Genomic DNA, 20,037 nt, shown 5'->3' with positions numbered 1-20,037 from the left:
GGCGCCCGGTCCGGCACCCCGCCCCACCCCGTGGCCCCGCTCCCGGCGCCTACTGCCGCACCACCCGGCGCCGCACCGACCGCGCCACCCTGCGCACCACCGCGTTACGCGGCAGGAACGCGAGCTGCGCCGGCACCGCGCCCGGCAGCGCCAGCGAGGTCAGCCGCTTCCGCTTGAAGTACCGCCGGGTCGTGGCGTCCAGGTGGGCGGCCAGATACCGCTCGGCGGCCGGCCGCAGCCCCGGGTGGATCCTCGGCTGCATCGCGAAGCCGACCGCGGCGACCAGCCCGGTCAGGTCGGCCGTGTCCACCGCCTCCGCGCCCTGCGCCGTCCCCGCCCGCCCGACGGCCGCCCGGTCCGTGACCTCCGGCAACAGCGCGTCCACCAGCGTGACCGGGATGCGGTTGCTGTTCTCGTACGGGGCGAGCCGGTCCAGCAGCATCTCGGTGCCGACCCGGGCCACCGGCAGTCCGTAGAACGCCGAGGCGGTGAACAGCGCCGTCGAGAAGCAGCCGACGACCAGCGCCGGCCGCATCCGCTGGTAGAGCACCTCGGCCAGGACCGGCGCGGTGAGCACTCCGTCGTCCAGCACCGTCAGCTCGGCGCCCAGCTTCCCTGCCTCCGCGTCCATCGCCTTCGACCACTGGGCCGGGGCCGTGGGATGCGGCTTGAAGACGAGGCGGGTATGGCCGAGCGCGACCGCGCCGCGCATCATCCGCAGATGCAGCTCCTCCTCCTCGGCCGCGCTGATCAGCCCGAGCGCCGAGAGGTACTGGCCGAGCAGCAGCGCGGGCGCCTCCACGGACGGAACCCCGCCCCCGGCCCCGGGCGCGTCCGCCAGCTCACCGAGCACCTTGAGGAACACCTCGGTCGGCACGATCTGCGGCGCCACCCCGAACTCCGTGAGCAGCAGCGGCTTCAGCCCCGGCACCAGATCGAGGTGGAGCAGCCGGCGCACCCGCGTACCGACCAGCGGGTCGATCTTGTTGCGGGTGGGGCCGTAGCTCATCAGCCCGTCCGCGTACACATCGACCGGCGCACCGGTGAAGATCTGCGCGACGGCCAGCGCGGGGTTGACCTGGATCGACTCGACGGCGAGCTCGATGTCGTCGTCGCCGAGCCCCCAGGCCAGGCGCAGATGCCGCTCCCACAGGGGCACGTCGTCGGGGCGCGGCGCCCAGCCGCCCGGATGGAACGGGGCGATCGTCGTGTTCCACGACACCACGTCGTCGAACCGGCCGCGCAGCGCGTCGAACCCGGGCATCGCATCGAGGGAGGCCGTCGTCTCCGGCACGGCCGCGTTGTTCGAGACGAGCAGGATGCGCCGGTCGGCGTCCGCGAAGCAGCCCGCGTCGAGCGCGGCGGCGAGGGTGGCGGTGCCGTAGAGCGTGGAGGCGAAGAAGATCTGCGTGGTGCGGGTCCGGGCGGTGTTCACGCGGCCGATACCTCCTTGGCACCCGCGACGGCCGGGCGGCGGCGCAGCCGGCGCAGCAGGGTGGCGCGCTGCACGTCCATCGAGTCGAGGGCGTCGTCGAGCACCTGCTGCGGCATTCGCCTGAGCGCGGCGGCACTCATGGACTTCAGGGTGCGGGCCACGGCGGGTTCGAACCTTTCGATCGAGCTCATGTGGTGAGAAATGATCGCGCAATAGGTGCGGACCGCTTTAGGCAGCAGTGCCTGTGCGTCGCGGTCTTTTGAGGTTTCCCGAATGACCTGGTCGAACGAGCGAATAAAATCGAGCTGCCGTACGTCACCGATCTGTGTGAGCGAAGAAGCGACACCGCGCCGGTAGAAAATTCCGAGAAGCCCCAGCACCGCGAAAGAATCCGCCTCGCGATGCAGCCGCCAGATCCACGGGCGGTCCTCCGCCGTGCGCAGACCGTCCGTGAAATGCAGCAGCCCGCGGTCCAGCAGCCGCCGGTGGTACAGCCCGGCCCAGGCGTACGGGTAGTCGACCGAGGTGGACCGCTCGGCGGGCAGGATCGCGTCCCGCGGGTCCAGCACCTCGCCGCGCCTGCCGTGCGGGACGCGGTGCACCGTGCGGTTCCTGTGCTCGACCTGGACGTGGTCGGTACGGACGAAGTCGCAGCCCAACACCTCGGTGCGGGACAGGAGTTCGGCGTAGTACCCGGGGGCGAGCCAGTCGTCGCCGTCCAGGAACGCGAGGTACTCGCCGCGCGCGGCGTCCAGGCCGGTGTTGCGGGCGGTGGCCAGTCCGCCGTTCTGCTTGTGTCTGCGTACGACCACCCCCGGAATCTCGTCCTCGGCGCGGCGCAGTATGTCCGCTGTCCCGTCGGTCGAACAGTCGTCGACGAGGATGAATTCGAAGTCCTCGCGGGCGTTCGCCCGCAGGCTTCTCAAGGTGTCGGGGGCGTATGTCTGCACGTTGTAGAACGGCACGATGACCGAGAGCTTAACCACCCGTCTCACGCTAGGCGTGAGCCCGTCATTTGCCTTGGCGCCGGGTGGGACGGCGGGTGAACGGCGAATGTCGGAATGATGAACCGGGTCGAATCACGGGTGATTGAGTCCCCTTTGTGAAGGTGATTCGCCAAGCGTCGGCGGGCTGTTAACCAGCTGTTGCCGTCACGTTGGGCCGCGAATCGAAATGCCTTCCTAAGTTCTGGGACGTGCCCCCACGTACCGAAAAGACGACCGCCCTCCGGGTAGCCGTACTCGCCGACTCCGACACCCGGTGGAAATGGGGCGCGCTCACCGCGCGCCGCCTCACCGCCGGCGCGTCCGGGACGCCGGCGCAGCACGTCGAGATCAGCGGACTGCTGCTGCGCGGCCGGGCCACTCCGACCCCGCGCCAGCTCGCCGAGGTCGGCGACGTCGGTATCGAGACCGGCCGGGTCCGCGAGGTGACGGCCGTCGAATTCCTGCACACCGTGCGGGACGAGGGGTACGACGTCCTCGTCCTCGCACTCGTCGGCGGAGCCGTCCAGGCGATGCTGCACGGACTGGCCGCACTGCGGCTGCCCGCCAGACCCGTCGTCGTCACCGGCTACGTCGGCGTCGTCTACGAGAAGCTGGCCGACGGGCTGCTGCTGCGGCACGGCGCGGACATCGTCCTCGCCAACTCCCGTCATGACGCGGAGCGTTTCCGCGCGGTGTACGAGGGAGTGGGCGCCGACGCCTCGGCGGTCACCGAGGCCGCCCTGCCGTTCCTCGGCGGCGAGCCGCACCGCCCCAAGGAGGGCCGCGACACCGTCGTCTTCGCCGCCCAGCCCTCCGTACCGGCCTCCCGCGACGACCGGAGGTACCTGCTGCGCAGGCTCGTCGAGCACGCCAGGCTGCACCCGGAACGCGAGGTGCTGCTGAAGCTGCGCTCCAAGCCCGGCGAGCACACCACGCACATCGAGGAACTCCCGTACCAGCGGCTCGCCGAGAAGCTGCCCGGCGGCACGCCGCCCAACTTCCGCCTGGTGTACGGGCACATGGGCGAGGTCCTGGACCGCACCGACCTGCTGGTCACGGTCTCCTCGACCGCCGCGCTGGAGTCCCTGCACCGGCGCGTCCCGACCGCGGTCCTCACCGACCTCGGCGTCCGCGAGGCGCTGGGCAACCACCACTTCATCGGCTCCGGCCTGCTCACCTCCTGGGACCACCTGGACGGCGGCTATCGCCCGGAACCCGACCCGCAGTGGCTGGCCGGCCAGGGCGTCGCCGCCGACGGCACGTACGCCACCGCGTACGACCACGCCCGCGCCCGCGTCGACGCGCTGCTCGCCGCGGCCCGGCTGCCCGACCTCGCCCCGTACTACACGCCCGCCACCGCCCCCGGTTACCTCCCCGGCATCCTCGCCCGCCACCACCTCGCCCCCGACGGCCACCCGCTGCCGGGCGCCGAGCGGCCCCGCGAGACCGGGGGAGTGCGCGGCGCGGTCCGCGAAGCGGTCCGGGAGGCGGCGCGCGGAGCGTACCGGCACGGCGTCCAGCGGGTCGCCCCGGTGATCCGACGGATGGGCGAGCTGTGAACACCACTTCAGGAGCAGAGATGACCCCGACCCCCACCGTGCTCGCCGTGATCCCCGCCCGCGGCGGATCCAAGGGCGTACCGGCCAAGAACCTCGCCCAGGTCGGCGGCGTGCCGCTGATCGCCCGCGCCGTACGCGCCTGCCTGGCCTCCCGCGAGGTCACCGATGTCGTCGTGACGACCGACGACGCGGCCATCGCGGACGCGGCCCGCGCAGCCGGCGACACGCTGGACGCCCCCGAGCGACTGCACATCGTCCAGCGCCCCGCGGCGATCGCCGGGGACAGGTCCAGCAGCGAGGACGCGGTGCTGCACGCCCTGGACGCCTACGAGGCGATGCGCGAGCGGACCGCCGACGTGGTGCTGCTCGTCCAGTGCACCAGCCCCTTCGTGCTGCGGGAGGACATCGACGGCGTCGCCGCCGCGGTCGCCCACGACGGCGCCGACACGGCGGTCACCGTCGCCCCCTTCCACGGCTTCCTCTGGCGCGACGGCGGCGCCATCGAGGAGGACAACTACGGCGTCAACCACGACAAGTCCGTACGGCAGATGCGCCAGGACCGTCCCGAGGACCTCCTCGAAACGGGCACCGCCTACGCCATGAACGCGTCCGGCTTCCGCACCCACCGCCACCGCTTCTTCGGCCACACCGCCCTGGTGCGCACCGAAGCCGCTCGGGTCCTGGAGGTCGACGACCCGCACGACCTGGCCCGCGCCCGCGCCCTCGCACCGCTGCTCGACCCCTCGCCGCTGCCCACCCTCGACGACATCGACGCGGTCGTCCTCGACTTCGACGGCACGCAGACCGACGACCGGGTCCTCATCGACGCCGACGGACGCGAGATCGTCGCCGTCCACCGCGGCGACGGCCTGGGCATCGCCGCCCTGCGCAAGACCGGAATGCCGCTGCTGATCCTCTCCAGCGAGCAGAACCCGGTCGTCGCCGCCCGCGCCCACAAGCTGCGCATCCCCGTCCTGCACGGCATCGACCGCAAGGACCTGGCGCTCAAGCAGTGGTGCGACGAACAGTCCATCGCTCCCGAACGTGTCCTCTACGTCGGCAACGACGTCAACGACCTGCCGTGCTTCGCACTCGCCGGCTGGCCCGTCGCCGTCGCCAGTGCCCACGACTCGGTACGGGCGGCCGCCCGCGCCGTCACGACCACCCCCGGCGGCTCCGGCGCCATTCGCGAGATCGCGGCCTGGCTGCTCGGCCCCACCCTCACGGCCACGAACCCCACTCAGTCCCCCAAGTGACCCCGGGTCCCCCAACCCACCAAGTCATCCGAACTAAGGAAACACATCTCATGAGCACCTCCCGTCTGCGCACCCTCGGCACCCGCACCGCCGGCCCCGGCAACCCCGTCTACGTCACCGGCGAGATCGGCATCAACCACAACGGCGACCTCGAGAACGCCCTCGCCCTGATCGACGTGGCCGCCGAAGCCGGCTGCGACGCCGTCAAGTTCCAGAAGCGCACCCCGGAGATCTGCACCCCGCGCGACCAGTGGGACATCGAGCGCGACACCCCCTGGGGCCGGATGACGTACATCGACTACCGCCACCGTGTCGAGTTCGGCGAGGCCGAGTACCAGGCCATCTCCGAGCACTGTGCCAAGCGCGGCATCGACTGGTTCGCCTCCCCGTGGGACACCGAGGCCGTCGCCTTCCTGGAGAAGTTCGACGTCCCCGCCCACAAGGTCGCCTCCGCCTCGCTCACCGACGACGAGCTGCTGCGCGCGCTGCGCGCCACCGGCCGCACGGTCATCCTCTCCACCGGCATGTCGACCCCGCGCCAGATCCGCCACGCGGTCGAGGTCCTCGGCTCGGACAACATCCTGCTCTGCCACGCCACTTCGACCTACCCGGCCAAGGCCGAGGAGCTGAACCTCCGGGTCATCAACACCCTCCAGCAGGAGTACCCCAACGTCCCGATCGGCTACAGCGGCCACGAGACCGGCCTCCAGACGACGCTGGCCGCCGTCGCCCTCGGTGCCGCGTTCGTCGAGCGCCACATCACCCTCGACCGCGCCATGTGGGGCTCCGACCAGGCCGCCTCCGTCGAGCCGCAGGGCCTCACCCGCCTGGTCCGCGACATCCGCACCATCGAGGCCTCGCTCGGCGACGGCGTCAAGAAGGTGTACGAGTCCGAGCTCGGCCCGATGAAGAAGCTCCGCCGGGTCGCGGGCGTCGTCGCCGAGGGCACCGAGGCGGCTCCGGCCGCCGAACCGGTCGCGGTCTGACGGGCCGACCGGTGAACCTCGCCTTCGTCGAGAGCCCGGTCCAGCTCCTGAACGTCCTGGAGTGGGCCTACGCAGAGGGAGGCGACGACCGGGTCCTCACGGACATCACGGTCGTCGTCCTCCCCCCGGTCGACCCGATGTCGCGCGGTCAGCTGCGCCGGATGGCGGAGCTGGCCCGCGACGAGGGCATCAACGTCCGCTGGCAGGAGGCGCGCGGTGGCGCGGGCGCGCCCCTGAAGAGCCTGCGCGACCTGTCCGGACTCGTCCGCAGGGCGCAGCACATCGTCATCGGCGACCCGTTCTCCCGGTACGTACAACTCCTGCTCACCATGGTCCGGGCCTGCCGCCTCACCGTGGTCGACGACGGCACGGCCACCATGGAGTTCGTCGCCCAACTCGCGCGCGGCGAACGTCTGGTGCGCTGGCACCGCAAGGGCAGCTCGGGCCCCCGCGATCTGGTCCTGGCCCCGGTCACGGCCCGCGCCCGCAGCCGCTTCACCCCCTCCGCCAACCGTACGGTCGAGGTCTTCACGGCCATGCCGGTCGAGGCTCCGCCCGGCGTGACCGTCACCCCCAACACCTTCGCCTGGACCCGCTCCCGCTTCGGCCCGCCGCTGCTCACCAAGGGCGCCGACCTGGTCGGCACCTCCCTGGTCGAGACGGGCGTGGTCGACCGTGACCAGTACCTGGAGGCCGTCGGAGCCCTGGCCCGCACCCACGGTGCGACCCGCTACTTCGCCCACCGCCGGGAGTCCACCGAGAAGCTCCACGCCCTGGAGGCCGCCACCGGCCTGGAGATCGTCCGCCCCGACCTCCCCCTGGAACTCATCGCCCGCCGCGGCCCCATCGGCCGCAAGGTCCTCAGCTTCCCCTCCACGGTCGTCCACACCCTCCCCCTGGCCCTGGCCGGAACCGAGGTGAAGGTCGCCGTCTGCGACATCGCCCCCGAATGGCTCCGCGACACGGCCTCCCCCCGCGCCCAGGGCTTCCTGAGCGGCGTCACGGAAACCGCCCGCGACGTCCAGCGCCTGGCCCCCTGGCGGGCCACGGCGGTGACGGAGGCGTAGCCGGCCGGCGCCATCGCTGTTGTCCGGAGGGCATGCGGGGTGCTCGACGGGGGAGCCGGCCGAGGGTTTCAGCCTTGGGCTCCACTCGGTGCAGGTCGGGCGTTCCCCCGACGTCATGGATCACCCTGATACGTAAGTGGCGCACGCCCAGGGTCGGTTGGGGGTAGTCCCCGATAGCGGGCAGGGTCGGCCGGACGCGAGCATCGACGCATGACGACGATGCGGACGGCGACGGAGCGACAGCGCGGTACGCCCGGTGGGCCCGGCACACCTGGTGCCCCAGGTACGGATGGTGTGGCCGGAGTGACGTTCGGAACGGCCCTCCTCGCGGGGCCGGTCCTGATGGCGGGGTACGGGGTGGTGCGGCTGGTCGGGCGGGCCGTCGGTGACTACGGGCCCGGGGTCTGGTGGACGGTGGCGCATCTGCTGTTCCTGGCCGGGGTGCTCGCCTTCGTGCCGGTCTTCCTCGGGCTGCGGACACTCGGCGGGGAGCGCGGAGGCGGACGGGTCGCGGGCGAAGCGGCCGCCTGGACCGGGCTGCTCGGTGCGGCGGCGGTGGTGGTGCAGGCGGTGATCGATCTGGGGGCCGGGTTCGTCGCGGCGGACAAAGAGGCCATGAGCGAGATGTTCGACCGGGTGCAGGGCATGCCCGGTGTGATGCCGTTGGTCTACACCGTGGTGCCGATGCTGTTCTGGCTCGGGCTGCTGACCCTCGTCACCCTGCTCGCCTTCCTCCGCCGTGACCTGGTCCGGGCATGGGCCCCGGCGCTGGTGCTGGCGGGGACGGTGGTGATGGCCGTGAGCCTGGATCTGCTGCCGGTCGGAGCCCTGTGCATCGGGGCGGCCCTGCTGCCGGTGCGACGGGGGCTGTCCGGCTGACGGAGCCCGAGGCCCCCCGCCGCGAACCTGCCGCGGAAGGGGCCTCGATGTGCCGGCCGCAGGGGCGGTGGATCAGACGCAGTTGACCCACTTGCTGGACTTGATGAAGTGGGCGGCGGACCCGGTCAGCTCGGAACCCCGCTTGATGACGCCGCTGCTGCCCTTGTAGTTCTGACGGCCGCGGCGAACTTCCTGGTCATGCGCATGTGTTACCCCCTTCGTCCGGACCGCGCCCCGTGCCCCGGCATTCCCCCCGGGCGGGCGGCCCGTTGTCGTGGAACCACGATGGCGCAGACTGGCACATCCCCGACAGGACATTCGACGCTGCTCCAAAGAGGCAGCTCAGGGTGTGGTCCGTGGAGAGGCCGGCGGCTCGGCGGACTCAGTGGGGCGGGCGCAGCAACGCCGCTCCGGCCGGGGTCACCGTGTGCAGGGCCGGTGTGTCGTCCGGGTCTCCGGGCGGTGCGCCGTCCGCGTTCGGCCGGTGGCGGGTTCCCGCCGATGCCCGCGGGTTCCGGCGGATGCGCCGGAGCGATGTGCCGGGACGCCTCGATGGCGCGGGGCGCACCCCGGAGCGGCGGCGGAGTTTACCCATCCCCCTTCCGCGCCACTCGCCTTCACGCCGTCTTTTGTTCGTCTATGTGGCTGAACTTTTCTTGTTTCATGGTCAGTTGAAGGGGGAAGGGCCTTACCCTTCACCAGGTGAACCCGTTGATGTCCCGCGATTCCGATGTCCAGCTGTCCGGCGACGAGGTGCTGCCCGGCACTCTGCCCGAGGACCTGCGTGCCGAGCTGATCGCCTTCCGGCGCGACCTGCACATGCATCCAGAGCTGGGCAACCAGGAGTTCCGTACCACCGCGGCCATCAAGGCCCGGCTGGAGAAGGCGGGACTGGAACCCCGGGTGCTCGACACGGGGACGGGGCTCATCTGCGACGTGGGCACGCGGGACGACTCCACCCCGCCGATGCTCGCCCTGCGCGCCGACATCGACGCCCTGCCCATCCCGGACACCAAGGCGGGCGTCCCGTACCGCTCCACGGTCCCCGACCGGGCGCACGCGTGCGGGCACGACATCCACACCACCTCGGTGCTCGGCGCCGGGCTGGTGCTCGCCGGTCTGGACCGGCAGGGGCTGCTCCCGAACCCGGTGCGGCTGATCTTCCAGCCGGCCGAGGAGGTGCTGCCCGGCGGGGCACCCGACACGATCCTGTCCGGGGCGCTGGAGGGCGTCGGGCGGATCATCGGGGTGCACTGCGACCCGAAGGTGGACGTCGGGCGGATCGGGCTGCGGGTGGGGGCCATCACCTCGGCCTGTGACCGGCTGGAGGTGTCGCTCGACGGTCCCGGCGGCCACACCGCCCGCCCGCACCTGACCACCGACCTGGTCACCGCCGCGGCCAAGGTCGCCACCGAGGTGCCCGCACTGCTGGCCCGCCGGGTCGACGCACGGGCCGGGCTCGCCGTCACCTGGGGGCGGCTGGAGGCCGGGCACGCCTGCAATGTGATCCCGCAGCACGCCGAGCTGTCGGGCACCGTGCGCTGTCTGGAACTGACCTCCTGGCGCGAGGCCCCCGACCTGGTGCACGCCGCGATCGACGAGGTGGCCGGGATGCACGGCGCCAAGACGGTGATCAACTACGTCCGGGGCGTCCCGCCGGTCGTGAACGACGCCGCCGTGATCGACCTGCTCGCCACGGCGATGACCGCGCGCCGCGGAATGCATGCGATCGAGGACACCGAACAGAGCCTGGGTGGCGAGGACTTCTCCTGGTACCTGGAACACGTCCCCGGCGCCATGGCCCGGCTCGGGGTCCGCACGCCCGGCGACACTGCCCGGCTCGACCTGCATCGCGGTGATTTCGACGCCGACGAGGAGGCGATCACGGTCGCCGTGGAGCTGTTCACTGCCTCCGCGTTGCTCGACCGCAACCATCTGTAACCGGCCACGTCGCCCCTGGTTCACGACGATCCGATAACGGCTTCCGTACGGGGCTTTATCTGACATCTACGCGCGTTACGATCGCGGCGAAACCAGCGCCGGAAGAGGCGCTTCGGTCAGGTTTGAAGGAGCCTTCCCTTGCGCCGGATCACCCGGATCACCACCGTGGGCCTTGCGTCCGCGGCGCTCGCGCTCAGTGTCACGGCCTGTGGCGGCAAGTCGTCGTCGGATACTGGTTCCGACTCCAAGGAAGCCAAGGCGGCCCTCTCGTACGACGTCGGTGGCCGCGGCGACCAGTCGTTCAACGACGCCGCCTTCGCGGGCCTGGAGAGGGGCGAGAAGGAGCTCGGCTTCAAGGGCACCGAGGCCGAACCGTCGGACGGCGAGTCGGACGCCGACAAGGTGCAGCGTCTCACCATGCTGGCCCGCGCCGGCAACAACCCGGTGATCGGCGTCGGCTTCGCGTACGCGCCCGCCATAAAGAAGGTCGCGCCGAAGTTCCCGAAGATCACCTTCGGCATCATCGACGACGCCTCGGTGACCGGCAAGAACATCGCCAACCTGGTCTTCAACGAGGAGCAGGGCTCGTACCTCGCCGGCGTCGCCGCCGCCAAGGTGAGCAAGACCAAGACGGTCGGCTTCATCGGCGGTGTGGAGACCCCGCTGATCAAGAAGTTCCAGGCGGGCTTCGAGCAGGGCGTGAAGGACACCGACCCGTCGGTGAAGGTCCTGTCGCAGTACCTGACCCAGCCGCCGAACTTCGACGGCTTCTCCAAGCCCGACCTCGGCAAGGCCGCCGCCCAGGGCCAGCTCGACAAGAAGGCCGACGTCATCTACCACGCCGCCGGTCTGGCCGGCTCCGGGGCCATCGAGGCCACCGCGAAGGCGGGCAAGTGGGTCATCGGCGTGGACTCCGACCAGTACAGCCAGAAGGGTCTGGTGGCGTACAAGGACCAGATCCTGACCTCGGTCACCAAGGACGTCGCGGACTCCGTCCTCAACCTGATCAAGTCGGTCAAGGACGGCAAGCCGCTGTCCGGTGAGATCCGCTACGGCCTGGACAAGGACGGCGTCGGCCTGGCCGATTCCAACCCGGCCTTCACCAAGATGACCGACGTCACCGCCGCTGTCGACAAGGCGAAGAAGGCCATCATCGACGGCACGATCACCGTCAAGACCACCCCGTAACGGCGACCGCGCAACCGCAACTGCCGTACGGCTGGTTTCCCCGGGCCCGGAGCGCGCATTCCCGCTGCTCCGGGCTCAGGGGGTGTTCGTCCGAGAAGTTCCGCCCGTCACAGTGTCTCTCCAGCACGGGGCCGACCCCGGTCTCCCGCCGTGCTGTGCACAAGCGCCTTACGATTTGGCAGCACTACGCGTGTAGACGGCCCTCCGGCGCGATAACTTCACCCCGCCCCCTGCCCCTCCGCCCCCGCTCCTGCCCGGCCATGGAGAGTGCGTCATCAACGCGTCCAGCCCCCCTGCCGTAGAACTGCACGGCATCACCAAGCGCTTCCCCGGTGTAGTCGCCAACCGGGACATCGACATCACCATCCGCAAGGGCACGGTTCACGCCCTCGTCGGTGAGAACGGTGCCGGTAAGTCCACACTGATGAAGATCCTCTACGGCATGCAGAAGCCGGACGAGGGCACCATCACGATCGATGGGACCGAGGTGGTGTTCGGCAGTCCGGCCGACGCCATCGGCCGCGGCATCGGCATGGTGCACCAGCACTTCATGCTCGCCGACAACTTCACCGTCCTGGAGAACGTGGTTCTCGGCGGGGAGAAGCTGCACGGCATCGGCGCCGCCGCACGCAAGAAGATCATGGAGATCTCGGACGCGTACGGTCTGGGGGTCCGGCCCGACGCCCTCGTCGAGGACCTCGGAGTCGCCGACCGTCAGCGCGTGGAGATCCTCAAGGTCCTCTACCGGGGCGCGCGCATCCTGATCCTGGACGAACCGACCGCCGTGCTCGTGCCGCAGGAGGTCGACGCGCTCTTCGACAACCTGCGCGAGCTCAAGGCCGAGGGCCTGACCGTCATCTTCATCTCGCACAAGCTGGGCGAGGTCCTGTCGGTCGCCGACGACATCACGGTGATCCGCCGCGGTACGACGGTCGGCACCGCGGACCCGGCCGACACCACCACCAAGCAGCTCGCCGAGCTGATGGTCGGCAGCGAGCTGCCCTCTCCCGAGACCCGTGAGTCCACGGTGACGGACGTTGCGATGCTGCGCGTCGAGAACCTCGCGCTCACCGTGACCGACCCGGACGGCGCGGTACGCGACGTGCTGGCCGGCATCAACCTCACCATTCACAAGGGTGAGGTGCTGGGCATCGCCGGTGTGGAGGGCAACGGCCAGACCGAGCTGATCGAGGCCCTGATCGGCATGAAACAGCCCGACGGCGGAGTGATCACCCTCGACGGCGAGGACATCTCGCACATCCCCACGCGCAAGCGGCGCGAGAGCGGCATCGGCTACATCCCGGAGGACCGCCACCGCCACGGCATGCTGCTGGAGGCGCCCCTCTGGGAGAACCGTATCCTCGGCCACGTCACGGAACGGCCCAACAGCCGGGGCGGACTGCTCGACATCAAGGCGGCCCGCGCCGACACCGAGCGGATCGTGCGCGAGTACGACGTCCGCACCCCCGGCATCGAGGTCACCGCGGCCTCCCTCTCCGGCGGCAACCAGCAGAAGCTGATCGTCGGCCGGGAGATGAGCCACGACCCCAAGCTCCTGATCGCCGCACACCCCACCCGCGGTGTGGACGTCGGAGCACAGGCGCAGATCTGGGACCAGATCCGCGAGGCGCGCCGCGAGGGCCTCGCCGTCCTGCTCATCTCGGCGGATCTGGACGAGCTGATCGGGCTCTCCGACACCCTGCGTGTCATGTACCGCGGTCGGCTGGTCGCCGATGCCGACCCCGGCACCATCACCCCGGAGGAACTGGGCTCGGCCATGACCGGCGCCGCCACCGGTCATCTCGAGGCAGCACCGGAGGACGAGGACCGATGAAGAAAATCGACAAGGACCGGCTGATCCTGGGCTTCGCCGGCCCCGTTCTCGCCCTGGTCGTCGCCTTCGCGCTCACCACCGTGGTGCTGCTCGCCTCGGGCAAGAACCCGTTCGAGCCGTACCGGCTGATGTTCGACTCGGCGGCCTACGCCGACGTGCAGGTACTGATCATCAACCAGGCGGGTACGTACTACCTCGCCGCCCTCGCCGTCGCTGTCGGCTTCCGGATGAACCTCTTCAACATCGGCGTCGACGGCCAGTACCGGCTCGCCGCGATGATGGCCGCGCTGGCCGGCACGAGCTTCGACCTCCCGGGGCCGCTGCAGATCGCGCTGATCGTGATCGTCGCGATGCTGGTCGGCGCCTTCTGGGCAGGGATCGCGGGCTTCCTCAAGACCACGCGGGGGGTGAGCGAGGTCGTCTCGACGATCATGCTCAACTCCATCGCGACCGCGCTGATCGCCTGGCTGATCCTGCCGAAGAACTTCGGTGTGCAGCCCGCCGGCTCCAACAACCTGACCACCGGCGACATCCCGGAGTCCGCCTGGTTCCCCGGCCTGTCCATGGGAGCCGAGGCGGGGGAGATCTACGGATTCACCTTCGTCGCGGCGGCCTGCGGCGTCGTCTACTGGTTCGTCCTGAACCGCACCCGCTTCGGCTTCGACCTGCGGGCCACGGGCGAGAGCGAGAGCGCCGCCCAGGCCTCCGGTGTGGACGCCAAGAAGATGATCCTCACCTCGATGCTGATCTCCGGAGCCGTCGCCGGCCTCGCCGGCATGCCGACGCTCCTCGGTGACACGCACACCTACAGCCTCGACTTCCCGACCGGAATCGGCTTCACCGGCATCACCATCGCCCTGCTCGGCCGGAACAACCCGATCGGCATCGCCTTCAGCGCCCTGCTGATCGCCTTCCTGGACAAGGCGTCCGCCTCGCTCGACCAGTTCGGGTACGAGAAGGAGATCGCCACGATCATGCAGGGCCTGATCGTGATCTCGGTCGTCGTCAGCTACGAACTCGTGCGCCGATACGGAACCCGCCGCCAGCAGCAGAAGGTCGGCGAGGAACTCGCCGCCGGCCTCGCCCTCAAGACCGAGAAGGAGGCCGCACTGTGAGCGCAACCCAGGTTTCCGCCGCGAGCGTCGCCCCCAAGAAGGGCGGCGGCCGCCGCAAGCTCACCCTGCCCGTCATCCTGCTGATCATCGCGGGCGGGCTCGCGCTGGTCTCGCTCGTCCGCCTGATCAGCGGCGCCAACGACGTGACCTCCGTGGGACAGGTCGCGGGCGCCCTCGAACTGGCGGTCCCGATCGGACTCGCCGGACTCGGCGGCCTCTGGGCCGAACGCGCGGGCGTCGTCAACATCGGTCTCGAAGGCATGATGATCCTGGGCACCTGGTTCGGTGCCTGGGCCGGGTTCCAGTGGGGCCCGTGGGTGGGTGTCCTGTTCGGCATCATCGGCGGCGCTCTCGGCGGCCTGCTGCACGCGGTCATCACCGTCACCTTCGGGGTGAACCACATCGTCTCCGGTGTGGCCATCAACATCCTCGCGGTGGGAGTGACCCGCTACCTCTCCAACTTCGCCTTCGACGGCGTGGAGGGAGGCTCGTCGAAGCAGTCCCCGCGGATCGAGGCGATCGACCGGATCACCATTCCGGGGCTGTCGGACTGGCTTCTCGACCTCCAGCAGAAACACTGGTTCCTCGTCTCCGACATCGCCGGGGTCGTCGGCGGCCTGGTCACCAACCTGTCCTGGCTGACCGTCGTCGCGCTGCTGCTGATCCCCGGCACCTGGTGGGTGCTGTGGCGCACCTCGTTCGGCCTGCGGCTGCGTTCCTGCGGTGAGAGCCCGGTCGCCGCGGAGTCGCTCGGCGTCAACGTCTACAAGTACAAGTACATCGCCGTCGCCGTCTCCGGTGGTCTGGCCGGGCTCGGCGGCGCCTTCCTGGCGATCGTCTCCACCGGCATCTACCAGGAGAGCCAGACCGGTGGCCGCGGTTACATCGGTCTCGCCGCGATGATCTTCGGCAACTGGATGCCCGGCGGGATGGCGCTCGGTGCGGGCCTGTTCGGCTTCACCGACAGCCTCAAGCTGCGCGGCGGCGCCGAGAACGTGCACGCGATGGTCCTGCTGCTCGCGATCCTGCTGGTGGCCGTACTGCTCTGGCAGCTGTACCGGAAGAAGTACGTGGCCGCGGTGGTCTCGGCAGCGGTCTCCGCGCTGCTCTTCACCTGGTACGCGCTGACGGACCAGGTACCGAGCCAGTTCGTCGACGCCGCCCCGTACGTCACGACGCTGCTGGTCCTCTCGCTCTCGGCACAACGCCTGCGCATGCCGAAGGCGGACGGTCTCGTCTACCGCAAGGGCCAGGGCAAGTGACGGCCGCCGCGGAGGTCGACTGGGCGGCGCTGCGGAGCGCCGCACGGTCCGTGATGACCCGTGCGTACGTCCCGTACTCGCACTACCCGGTCGGCGCCGCGGCGCGCGTGGACGACGGCCGTACGGTCTCCGGCTGCAACGTCGAGAACGCCTCGTACGGCATCGGCCTGTGCGCCGAATGCGGACTGGTCTCCCAGCTGCACGCCACCGGCGGCGGCCGGCTGACCCACTTCACCTGCGTGGACGGGGCGGGCGAGATCCTGGTGCCGTGCGGCAGGTGCAGACAGCTGCTGTACGAGTTCGGCGGCCCCGAGCTGGTCCTGGAGACGCCCGACGGGCTGCGCACGCTCGCCGAGATGCTGCCGCAGGCATTCGGTCCGGACCATCTGAAGTAGCACTCCCGTGGCCCTCCCGCACGTCGGGAGGGCCACGCCCGTTCCCACCCTCTATGCGCGTAGAGTCATTCGGGACTCTTGCGTACCGCACGCACGTACTCCCGTACGTACCGGCCGGAAGGACTCCCAGGACATGGACGCCATCTCCGTCATCCGCACCAAGCGCGACCGGGGCGAGCTGACCCCCGAGCAGATCGACTGGGTCGTCGACGCGTACACCCGCGGTGAGGTCGCCGACGAGCAGATGTCCGCGCTGGCCATGGCGATCCTGCTGAACGGCATGAACCGCACGGAGATCGCCCGCTGGACCGCCGCCATGATCGCCTCCGGCGAGCGCATGGACTTCGCGTCGCTCTCCCGCCCCACCACCGACAAGCACTCCACCGGAGGCGTCGGCGACAAGATCACCCTGCCGCTCGCCCCGCTGGTCGCCGCCTGCGGCGCCGCCGTGCCGCAGCTCAGCGGCCGGGGCCTCGGCCACACCGGCGGCACCCTCGACAAGCTGGAGTCCATCCCCGGCTGGCGCGCCCACCTCTCCAACGAGGAGATGCTGAACGTCCTGGACACCACCGGCGCGGTGATCTGCGCCGCCGGTGACGGGCTCGCCCCCGCCGACAAGAAGCTGTACGCGCTCCGCGATGTCACCGGCACCGTCGAGGCCATCCCGCTGATCGCCAGCTCCATCATGTCCAAGAAGATCGCCGAGGGCACCGGCGCGCTCGTCCTGGACGTCAAGGTCGGCTCCGGCGCCTTCATGAAGACCATCGAGGACGCCCGCGAACTGGCCTCCACCATGGTCGCCCTGGGCACCGACAGCGGAGTGCGCACGGTCGCCCTCCTCACCGACATGGCCACCCCGCTCGGCCTGACCGCGGGCAACGCCCTGGAGGTGCGCGAATCGGTCGAGGTGCTCGCCGGCGGCGGCCCGAGGGACGTCGTCGACCTCACCCTCGCCCTGGCCCGCGAAATGCTGGACGCGGCCGGGCTCAAGGACGCCGACCCGGAGAAGGCCCTCGCGGACGGCTCCGCGATGGACGTCTGGCGCCGGATGATCTCCGCCCAGGGCGGCGACCCCGACGCCGCGCTCCCGGTCGCCCGCGAGCAGCACGTGGTCATGGCCCCGTCCACCGGTGTGCTGACCCGCCTGGACGCCTACGACATCGGCGTCGCCGCCTGGCGCCTCGGCGCGGGCCGGGCCCGCAAGGAGGACCCGGTCCAGGCGGGCGCGGGCGTCGAACTGCACGCCAAGCCGGGCGACACGGTGACGGCCGGCCAGCCCCTGCTGACGCTGCACACCGACACCCCCGAGAAGTTCGACTACGCCCTGAAGGCGCTGCCCGACGCGTACGACATCGCCCCGTCCGGCACGGCGTTCACCGCCACCCCCGTGGTGCGGGAACGTATCGCCTGACCTGCGGTTTCCTCGTACGGGTGAACGGGATCGGTGGACCGCCGCCGGTCCCGTTCGGCATGCTGGACTCGGTGACGCACCGATAAGAGGAGACCGCCATGGGCGCACTCACCGTCGACCCCGGCCACGGCCAGGAGTAGGACGACCTCGTCCGGATCTGGGAGGAGACGGACGCGCCCGAGGGTTGCAAGGTGGAGATCATCGAGGGGATCGTCACCGTGTCGCCACCGCCGTCCAAGGACCACAATCTCACTGCCGCCCGGCTGCAGCGCAGGCTCTACTCCGTGCTTCCGGAGGACTGGGAGATCTTCCAGACCCTCGGCGTCTCGGTGCCGGGGCGGGCCGGGCTCTACGTCCCCGATCTCGTCGTCGTGCCGGACGCAGCGGCGACCGGGCCGGGCAACCGCATCCCGGCCGAAGAAGCGCGGCTCGTCGTCGAGTTCACCTCGCAGGCCAACGCCAACCACGACCGCATCGGCAAGGTGCACGGCTACGCGAAGGCCGGTGTCGAGCTGTTCCTGCTGCTCGACCCGTGGCACTCGGGCCGCCCCACCGCCACGCTCCACGGAGCACGCTGATTACCCTGGCCCGCGACCTCAATGCCGGGCGTACCGCGTCCTACGGCGTCGCCGACCGCATCAGGGCCTGGCGAATCTGAGAGCTGACAGAGAGAAGCGTGCCCCTCCTCGGGAGCGGTAGAGCTGGGGCTGTCACGCCAGTTGGTGAGAGGGGCCGTTTGTCCATGACGTCGGCCCGGTAGAGATGGACTTCCTCTTGGCCGGGTTCCTTGCGGAGAGCTTGTCCACCTTCACTGCGGTCTTCCTCCAGGTCACAAATAACGGGAGTTGACGGAAGTCCATCGGTCCGGGTCCGTCCGAGGACGCGTGAACTGCCCGGGGCCGCGGCCTCCGGGGGAAAGTGCGGATCGGGGCAGCGATGAGTTTCGGTCGCCGGACCGGTCTGCCAGATGTGGAACCCATGACCCCGAACCTTCTCGTCGTCACCGGCCGCGTCACCAGGGCCGCGGTGCCGGGACTCTGCGCCGAGCTGGAGACGCTGCTGTACGACCCCGACGGCGCCGTCCGCGACCCGGACGCGGGGGTGGACTGCGACGTGGGCGGGGTCGTGCACGTGGATCTGGCCCTGGTCGAGGCGATAGCGCGACTGGGGCTCGTCGTGCGCCGGGCGGGCGGCAGGAGACTGCGGCTGCGTAATGTGCCGCCCGAACTGCAGAGCCTGCTCGACCTGGTCGGGCTGGCCGATGTGGTGGACCTGGAGTGCGGGACGGGGACAGGGGCGGGGGAGGACGGGGGCTGAGCGTACGAGCAGCCCCCGGCCTCGCCGCGCTCAGTCCCTTGCTCGGTCCCCGGCCCCGCCCCCGCTCAGTCCGCGAGCCTGGCCTCGTCGCAGACCACCTGCCGGAACCGGACGGTCCCGCCGTCGACCGGGGCCGCCGACGCCTTGAGGAGCGGGGCCGCGGTGGCGGTGGGGCGCCGGGACGCGGCGCTGATGAGGTCGTCGCAGTCGGACTCGGGCTGCGGTCCCGGTTCACCGCCTGGCCCGGCGGTCCGGGACGACCCGGGCCCGGGGCCGCCGGTGGCGGACGGCTCGCCCATCCACTGGGCCAGCCCCCAGCCACCGGCCGCCAGCACCACCCAGCCGGCCACCAGCCCGTTCCGTACGCCGCGCCTCACGCCGCGTCGTCGTCGAGATGATCCGGCAGTCCGAAGAGCGGGAACCAGCGCGGGGTGTCCAGGAAGCAGTGCATCCCGGTGATGGCCCCGTCCGAGATGTCGATGACCTGCACCGCCCACGGCACGAACCCGGGCCCGTCCGGATTCGGCTTGTAGTGCGCGAACGCCGGGGTGCCGTTCGCCGACGTCGTCACCAGACGGGAGCCCGCGCAGCTCGCGCCGATGGAGAGCATGAAGCCGGTGATGTCGTCGTGCCCCTGGAGCCAGAGGTCGAACGGCGGCATGGTCATCACGGCGTCCTCATGGAGCAGCGCCGTCAGCGCCGCCATGTCGTAGCCCTCGAAGGCCGCGACGTACCGCTCAAGGAGCTTGCGCTGCTCCTCGTCGAGCGGATCCGCGGTGTCGGCCGGCTTGCCCTCGTGTTCGGTGAGGGTGGCACGCGCCCGCTGGAGAGCGCTGTTGACCGAGGCGACCGAGGTGTCGAGCAGCTCGGCGACCTCGCTGGCCTTCCAGGCCAGCACCTCGCGCAGGATCAGCACGGCACGCTGCTTGGGCGGCAGATGCTGGAGCGCGGCGACGAAGGCCAGACGCACCGACTCCCGCGCCACGGCGGCCTCCGCCGGGTCGGCCACCGTCGGCAGGATCCGCCCGTCCGGCATCGGCTCCAGCCAGGTGTTCTCCGGCAGGGGGTTGAGCGCCGCCTGGGCGAGCGGGGTCGGGCCCGTCAGATCGACCGGACGGGCCCGCTTGTTGCCCGCGTTCAGCATGTCCAGGCAGACGTTGGTGGCGATGCGGTACAGCCAGGACCGCAGCGAGGAACGCCCCTCGAACTTCTCGAAGTTGCGCCAGGCACGCACCAGCGTGTCCTGCACCGCGTCCTCCGCCTCGAAGGCCGAGCCGAGCATCCGGTAGCAGTAGCCGGTCAGCTCGACCCGGTGTCCCTCCAGACGACTGTCGATGTCCGTCGTCGCTGTCAGATCACTCATCGCTCCACCCCTGTTGCGCTGTGGCACCGCTCACTTCGGCACT

The 20,037-nt window shown here is 70.6% G+C and carries 17 protein-coding genes and 1 pseudogene; 14 read left to right on the top strand and 4 right to left on the bottom strand.

Annotated elements, in window-relative coordinates; all coding sequences use genetic code 11:
- Positions 1-49 precede the first annotated feature (49 nt).
- Together OHA19_RS15735 and OHA19_RS15730 are read right to left on the bottom strand one after the other, a co-directional pair.
- Positions 50-1,435, bottom strand: a complete 1,386-nt coding sequence (locus OHA19_RS15735) for a polysialyltransferase family glycosyltransferase (protein ID WP_405716037.1) — start codon at positions 1,433-1,435, stop codon at positions 50-52.
- On the bottom strand, positions 1,432-2,421 hold the full coding sequence (locus OHA19_RS15730) for a glycosyltransferase family 2 protein (RefSeq protein WP_405716038.1): 990 nt from the start codon (positions 2,419-2,421) through the stop codon (positions 1,432-1,434). The genes OHA19_RS15735 and OHA19_RS15730 overlap by 4 nt, the downstream gene beginning before the upstream one ends.
- A gap of 209 nt (positions 2,422-2,630) precedes the next feature.
- On the opposite strand from OHA19_RS15730, the gene OHA19_RS15725 reads away from it, so the two are divergent.
- From OHA19_RS15725 to OHA19_RS15660, 14 genes and pseudogenes are all read left to right on the top strand, one after another.
- Positions 2,631-3,980 (top strand): DUF6716 putative glycosyltransferase, encoded by a 1,350-nt coding sequence (locus tag OHA19_RS15725; protein ID WP_405750571.1) that lies wholly within the window; start codon positions 2,631-2,633, stop codon positions 3,978-3,980.
- A gap of 20 nt (positions 3,981-4,000) precedes the next feature.
- Complete coding sequence (locus OHA19_RS15720; protein ID WP_405716042.1) at positions 4,001-5,236, top strand: cytidylyltransferase domain-containing protein; 1,236 nt, start codon at positions 4,001-4,003, stop codon at positions 5,234-5,236.
- Positions 5,237-5,286: 50 nt separating this feature from the next.
- On the top strand, positions 5,287-6,222 hold the full coding sequence (locus OHA19_RS15715) for an N-acetylneuraminate synthase family protein (RefSeq protein ID WP_405716044.1): 936 nt from the start codon (positions 5,287-5,289) through the stop codon (positions 6,220-6,222).
- Positions 6,223-6,233: 11 nt separating this feature from the next.
- On the top strand, positions 6,234-7,289 hold the full coding sequence (locus OHA19_RS15710) for a hypothetical protein (RefSeq protein ID WP_405716046.1): 1,056 nt from the start codon (positions 6,234-6,236) through the stop codon (positions 7,287-7,289).
- A 303-nt stretch (positions 7,290-7,592) separates the two neighbouring features.
- Entirely contained in the window at positions 7,593-8,168 is a 576-nt protein-coding gene (locus OHA19_RS15705) for a hypothetical protein (protein WP_405750569.1), read from the top strand.
- Between the two features lie 714 nt (positions 8,169-8,882).
- Positions 8,883-10,109 (top strand): amidohydrolase, encoded by a 1,227-nt coding sequence (locus OHA19_RS15700; protein WP_405721808.1) that lies wholly within the window; start codon positions 8,883-8,885, stop codon positions 10,107-10,109.
- Between the two features lie 138 nt (positions 10,110-10,247).
- Positions 10,248-11,297 (top strand): BMP family protein, encoded by a 1,050-nt coding sequence (locus OHA19_RS15695; RefSeq protein ID WP_405716050.1) that lies wholly within the window; start codon positions 10,248-10,250, stop codon positions 11,295-11,297.
- Between the two features lie 250 nt (positions 11,298-11,547).
- Complete coding sequence (locus OHA19_RS15690; protein WP_405753259.1) at positions 11,548-13,131, top strand: ABC transporter ATP-binding protein; 1,584 nt, start codon at positions 11,548-11,550, stop codon at positions 13,129-13,131.
- The gene (locus OHA19_RS15685) at positions 13,128-14,246 is read left to right on the top strand and encodes an ABC transporter permease (RefSeq protein WP_405716051.1); all 1,119 of its coding nucleotides are present in this window, start codon (positions 13,128-13,130) and stop codon (positions 14,244-14,246) included. The genes OHA19_RS15690 and OHA19_RS15685 overlap by 4 nt, the downstream gene beginning before the upstream one ends.
- Complete coding sequence (locus OHA19_RS15680; protein ID WP_405716053.1) at positions 14,243-15,508, top strand: ABC transporter permease; 1,266 nt, start codon at positions 14,243-14,245, stop codon at positions 15,506-15,508. Before OHA19_RS15685 ends, OHA19_RS15680 begins: the two co-directional genes overlap by 4 nt.
- Positions 15,505-15,903, top strand: coding sequence for a cytidine deaminase (locus OHA19_RS15675; RefSeq protein ID WP_362209811.1), 399 nt, complete (start codon positions 15,505-15,507; stop codon positions 15,901-15,903). Before OHA19_RS15680 ends, OHA19_RS15675 begins: the two co-directional genes overlap by 4 nt.
- Before the next feature lie 133 nt (positions 15,904-16,036).
- Positions 16,037-17,314, top strand: coding sequence for a thymidine phosphorylase (locus tag OHA19_RS15670; RefSeq protein ID WP_405716056.1), 1,278 nt, complete (start codon positions 16,037-16,039; stop codon positions 17,312-17,314).
- A 155-nt stretch (positions 17,315-17,469) separates the two neighbouring features.
- A pseudogene (locus tag OHA19_RS15665) lies at positions 17,470-17,883 on the top strand (Uma2 family endonuclease); the annotation flags it as partial.
- Positions 17,884-18,250: 367 nt separating this feature from the next.
- Entirely contained in the window at positions 18,251-18,631 is a 381-nt protein-coding gene (locus tag OHA19_RS15660; RefSeq protein ID WP_405716057.1) for an STAS domain-containing protein, read from the top strand.
- Positions 18,632-18,696: 65 nt separating this feature from the next.
- Here OHA19_RS15660 and OHA19_RS15655 read toward each other — a convergent pair whose 3' ends face one another.
- Both OHA19_RS15655 and OHA19_RS15650 read right to left on the bottom strand, forming a co-directional pair.
- Positions 18,697-19,008 (bottom strand): hypothetical protein, encoded by a 312-nt coding sequence (locus OHA19_RS15655; protein ID WP_405716058.1) that lies wholly within the window; start codon positions 19,006-19,008, stop codon positions 18,697-18,699.
- Positions 19,005-19,994 (bottom strand): sigma-70 family RNA polymerase sigma factor, encoded by a 990-nt coding sequence (locus OHA19_RS15650; RefSeq protein ID WP_405716060.1) that lies wholly within the window; start codon positions 19,992-19,994, stop codon positions 19,005-19,007. The genes OHA19_RS15655 and OHA19_RS15650 overlap by 4 nt, the downstream gene beginning before the upstream one ends.
- Between the last annotated feature and the right edge of the window lie 43 nt (positions 19,995-20,037).

Source organism: Streptomyces sp. NBC_00012 (assembly GCF_045040875.1).
In the GTDB taxonomy this organism is placed as follows: domain Bacteria; phylum Actinomycetota; class Actinomycetes; order Streptomycetales; family Streptomycetaceae; genus Streptomyces.
The sequence above is the reverse complement of the archived record's forward strand: the minus strand, read 5'-3'. Positions and strand labels throughout refer to the sequence as shown.